The sequence below is a fragment of the Streptomyces sp. SID5785 genome, from assembly GCF_009870065.1.
In the GTDB taxonomy this organism is placed as follows: Bacteria; Actinomycetota; Actinomycetes; order Streptomycetales; family Streptomycetaceae; genus Streptomyces.
The window spans coordinates 1-2,945 of record NZ_WWIA01000414.1; the positions used below are offsets into that span (position 1 = coordinate 1).

The window sequence follows — 2,945 nt, forward strand, 5'->3', positions numbered from 1 at the left end:
TGGTCGTCAGGACCCGGCCCGACGGAGAGCCGGCCCTGGTCGCGTACAAGGGCAAGCTGATCGTCCGCGTCACGAACACCGAGTCCGGCGCCTCCTACGACGCGGACGTCGGCGGTTCCGCGCTGGTCGAGATGCACGCCGACGGCTCGCAGCGCTGGTGGGCCACGGGTCCGATCCTGCTCGGTGTGCCCGAGGGCCAGGGCAACCTGCCGCGCGGCGAGTACGTCATCGACGGTACGTACACCCTGACCATCTCGGCGACGGGCTACCGGACGGTGACCTGGGCGCACGGCTCGGCGGACGACGTCTGCGAGCGCCTGGACTGAGGGCGCGCCGCCCGGCCCCGGAGCGGCGCTGTGGTGGACATGTGGGCGGTCGGCGAGCGCGAACGGTCCGCCACCGCGCGGGTCTCACGGCATCTGAGGCACCCGGAAGCGGCGCCGGTACTCCGTCGGCGTCGTGTTCAGGCGCCGTCGGAACGCCCGGACCAGGGTGTCCGTCGTGCCGAAGCCGCACACCGACGCGATACGCTCCAACGTCGCGTCGGAGGACTCCAGTTCGTGCCGCGCCTTCTCGACCCGCACCGATTCCACGTACGCGTACGGCGTCATGCCCAGCTCGTTCTTGAACAACCGGGTCAGATGCCGGTCGCTGACATGCGCGAACTCCGCGAGCTCCACGACGGTCAGCGGTTCGGTGATGTGCCGCAGGATGTGGTGGCGCAGGTCCTCGATGCGCCGGGTCGTCGAGACCTGTTCCAGCGGAACGCTGAACTGGCTCTGCCCGCTGGGGCGTTTGAGGTACATCACCAGCTGCCGGGCCACCCGGAGCGCGATCGCCTCGCCGAGATCCTCCGCGATCAGCGCGAGCGACAGGTCGAGGCAGGCACTGATGCCGGCGCCGGTCCACACATCACCCTCGCGGATGAAGATGGGGTCGGCGTCGACCTCGATCTCGGGGTGATCGGCGGCCAGTTGCTGCGCCGTCGACCAGTGTGTGGTGGCCCGCTTGCCGTCCAACAGCCCGGCGGCGGCCAGCAGATGGGCGCCGACGCACACCGACGTGACCCGGTGGGTGCGCGCCGCGAGTGCCTTCACCCAGGCGACCAGATCGGGATCGACCAGTGGATGCACCCGTCCGTCGGGCGCGATCTCCACCGCGCCCGGCACGATGAGCGTGTCGATGGCGCGCTCGGCGGCCTCGGCGAAGGTGATGTCGGGCAGGACGCGCACCCCCGCACCGGTCCTGACGGGGCCCATCGACTCGGCGGCGAGCACCACCTGGTACCCGGCCGCGTCCGGGCTCTCCCGGCGGGCCAGCGCGAACACCTCCGGTGGCCCGGTCACGTCGAGCAGGTCCACGCCCTCGAAGAGCACGATCACGACGAGACGTCCGGCGGTGTCCGTCACGCTTCCTCCCGTTCCCTGTAGCGGCCTCCGACGGCGGGACGAGCCGGCCGCCTTCGGTGTCGGTATCTGCATGTTAGACGTCATTGTTGACATCACAGCAGACGCATAGCGTGGTGGACACAGCCCCCGGGGACGACCGAACCGGGATGTTCCGGCTGTGCTCCTCCCATGTGACACGAAGGCGGTACCCGCATGTCCAGGACCACGCTGCGCGAGCTCAACGGCTTCGACCAGGCTCCCGCGAAGCTGGCCGACGCGACACTGATCCTGATCGACTTCCAGAACACCTACACCCGGGGTGTGATGGAGCTCGACGGCTGGGAGCAGTCCCTCGACGCCGCCGCGCAGCTCCTGGCCCGGGCCCGGGCGGCCGGTACCGAGGTGGTCCACGTCATCAACGACGGTGGCGAGGGCACCCCTTACGACATCCGCGCCGAGATCGGCCGGATCCATGCGAAGGTCGCCCCGGTCGACGGCGAGCCGGTCGTCGTCAAGCAGGTCCCGAACGCCTTCGTCGGCACCGACCTCGCCGCACACCTCACGGAGGGCCAGGACGTCGTCATCGCGGGCTGGATGACACACATGTGCGTCGCGTTCACCGCGCAGGGCGCCTTCCTCAACGGCAACCGCCCGACCGTCGTCGCCGACGCCACCGCCACGCGCCCGCTGCCCGTCAACGGCACCGAGGTGCCGGCCGAACACGTGCACCGGGGCGCCCTCGCCACCGTCGCCGACCTGTACGGGGTCGTCGTCGAGACCCAGAAGGAGATCGTCTGATGAAGCCGCTGCGTACCACCCTCGCCCTGATGACGACCGCGCTGCTCGCGGTCGGCGTGACCGGGTGCGGCGGCAGCTCGGAGGCCGCCACGCGCACCACCGACAAGAAGCCGTCGCCGAGCGCCGAGCAGAACTACGCGAAGGACACGACCACCCTGCGCGGGCTGATGAAGCTGGACGAGACGCCGGCGAAGCTGTCGAACGCGACGCTGGTCCTCGTCGACTACCAGAACGTCTACAGCGACGGCACGATGGAACTCACCGGCTGGCGCGACGCGGTGAAGAACACCAAGGCGCTCCTGGAGCGGGCCCGCAAGGCGAACACGCCGGTCGTCCACATCGTGGAGAAGGGGTACGACCTCACGTCGAAGGCCGGACAGATCATTCCGGACCTCAAGCCCGCCAAGGGCGAGGCCGTCGTGGAGAAGGCGGTCCCCAACGGCTTCCACGACACGAACCTCGACGCGGAGCTCAAGAAGACCGGCCGCAAGAACGTCATCATCGCCGGCTTCATGACACACATGTGCACCCTGTTCACCGCCGAGGGCGCCGTGTACGCGGGCTACAACCCGACCGTGGTCGGCGACGCCTCGGCGACCCGCCCGCTCCCGGTCGAGGGCAACCCGCAGGGGGTCCCCGCCCAGCAGGTCCACGACGCGGCGCTCGCCACGATCCAGGACCGGTTCGGCGTCGTGGTCCCGCACGCCCGCGACATCAAGTAGCGCGTCGGCGGCGGTGGGGCGGGAATCCGGATTCCCG

Annotated in this window: 3 protein-coding genes and 1 pseudogene; 3 read left to right on the plus strand and 1 reads right to left on the minus strand. The window is 70.1% G+C overall.

Annotation, left to right across the window (positions count from 1 at the left end; translation table 11 throughout):
* Positions 1-326 (plus strand): annotated as a pseudogene (locus tag GTW43_RS13720) (hypothetical protein); the annotation flags it as partial.
* A gap of 84 nt (positions 327-410) precedes the next feature.
* Here GTW43_RS13720 and GTW43_RS13725 read toward each other — a convergent pair.
* Positions 411-1,409 carry a helix-turn-helix domain-containing protein gene (locus GTW43_RS13725; RefSeq protein ID WP_343245997.1) on the minus strand — a complete coding sequence of 333 codons (999 nt, stop codon included), beginning with the start codon at positions 1,407-1,409 and terminating at the stop codon, positions 411-413.
* Positions 1,410-1,601: 192 nt separating this feature from the next.
* Here GTW43_RS13725 and GTW43_RS13730 point away from each other — a divergent pair, with 192 nt between their 5' ends.
* Both GTW43_RS13730 and GTW43_RS13735 read left to right on the plus strand, forming a co-directional pair.
* Positions 1,602-2,186, plus strand: a complete 585-nt coding sequence (locus GTW43_RS13730) for an isochorismatase family protein (protein WP_161301963.1) — start codon at positions 1,602-1,604, stop codon at positions 2,184-2,186.
* Positions 2,186-2,908 (plus strand): isochorismatase family protein, encoded by a 723-nt coding sequence (locus tag GTW43_RS13735; protein ID WP_161301965.1) that lies wholly within the window; start codon positions 2,186-2,188, stop codon positions 2,906-2,908. The genes GTW43_RS13730 and GTW43_RS13735 overlap by 1 nt, the downstream gene beginning before the upstream one ends.
* The last annotated feature ends 37 nt before the right edge of the window (positions 2,909-2,945 follow it).

Bases quoted from the DNA above. Each gene is read 5' to 3' on its own strand.
- GTW43_RS13730 (WP_161301963.1), top strand. From the start codon at position 1,602: ATGTCCAGGACCACGCTGCGCGAGCTCAACGGCTTCGACCAGGCTCCC.
- GTW43_RS13735 (WP_161301965.1), top strand. From the start codon at position 2,186: ATGAAGCCGCTGCGTACCACCCTCGCCCTGATGACGACCGCGCTGCTC.